Source organism: Parvularcula oceani (assembly GCF_000733125.1).
Taxonomy (GTDB): domain Bacteria; phylum Pseudomonadota; class Alphaproteobacteria; order Caulobacterales; family Parvularculaceae; genus Parvularcula; species Parvularcula oceani.
Genome location: NZ_JPHU01000031.1, coordinates 1 through 1,071, shown reverse-complemented (window position 1 = coordinate 1,071; position 1,071 = coordinate 1). Strand labels below are relative to the sequence as shown.

Here is a 1,071-nt window from a genome sequence, read left to right as displayed (position 1 = left end):
CGTACGCGTACGCCCATGACCGCCTTACGGGCCGCTTCTGATCCTCGCTAACGCCTAGGCATACGACTGGTCGTACGCCTAGGCGGAAGGGGTTTGGAGATGCGCGGAGAGGTGTTGGGGGCGGAGCGTCGTCGTCGGTGGACGGCCGAGCAGAAGGCGCGGATCGTGGCGGAGAGCTTCGGTTCGGGCGAGCCGGTTAGCTGGGTCGCGCGGCGGCACGAGCTGTCCACCTCGCAGCTCTTCGCGTGGCGCAAGGCGGCGAAGGACGGAACGGACGCGGGGCTCGCAGCGGTCGCGGCAGCCTTCTTGCCGGTCGAGGTGTCGGCGGACGATGAGGACAGCGCGGGCGCTGCTGGCGTGCGGTCCGCCTACACGCCGCCTGTCCTGCCGCCGATCGCTTCGCCACCTGATCCGGCCGGGTCCGTGGTGCCTTTCCGTCGGCTGGATGACGAGGAAGGTCCTGGGCCTGCCGGCCCTGGGCATCCTGCCCAGCCGTCCGGACCCGGCGGTGGCGACGGCGACGCAGCAGGCCGCATCGAGGCGGTGCTGCCGGACGGGGTAGTGCTGCGGCTGCCGAGCGATGTGGCGCCCGATCGCCTCGCCGAGCTGGTGGGCGTTCTACGCGAGGCGAGGCCGTGAGCCTCTCCTTCCCCATCGGCACGAAGGTGTGGCTGGCGGCGGGGGTGACGGACATGCGCAGAGGGTTCGACGGGCTCGCGGCGCAGACGGTTCAAGTGCTCAAGGAGGATCCGCTCTCGGGCCACGTCTTCGTCTTCCGCAACCGTGGCGGCGACCGGGCGAAGGTGCTGTTCTGGGACGGCCAGGGGATGTGCCTGTTCTACAAGCGCCTCGAGCGGGGCCGCTTCGTCTGGCCGCGCGCGAAGGACGGCAAGGTGTCGGTCACCGCGAGCCAGCTCGCCTCGCTGCTCGAAGGCATCGACTGGCGGCTGACGCGGGCGCCGCCCGCCGCGCCCCAGCCGACGCGGGTGATGTAGTCGGTGGCGCTGATCGGCTTCCGCTGCATTTTCCCATATACTCTTTGACATCGCAGGTTCCGTGGGCGGACGAAGG

General features: G+C 70.3%; 2 protein-coding genes. Both read left to right on the top strand.

Translation table 11 applies throughout. The annotated features are described in order from the left end of the window. Positions 1-99: 99 nt before the first annotated feature. A complete protein-coding gene (gene tnpA, locus IE88_RS19005; RefSeq protein WP_156032666.1) occupies positions 100-639 on the top strand; it encodes an IS66-like element accessory protein TnpA in 540 nt (179 codons plus the stop codon). After that, positions 636-995, top strand: coding sequence for an IS66 family insertion sequence element accessory protein TnpB (gene tnpB / locus IE88_RS0116070; protein ID WP_272945617.1), 360 nt, complete (start codon positions 636-638; stop codon positions 993-995). The genes tnpA and tnpB overlap by 4 nt, the downstream gene beginning before the upstream one ends. Positions 996-1,071: the final 76 nt, after the last annotated feature.

Bases quoted from the DNA above. Each gene is read 5' to 3' on its own strand.
- tnpA (WP_156032666.1), top strand. From the start codon at position 100: ATGCGCGGAGAGGTGTTGGGGGCGGAGCGTCGTCGTCGGTGGACGGCC.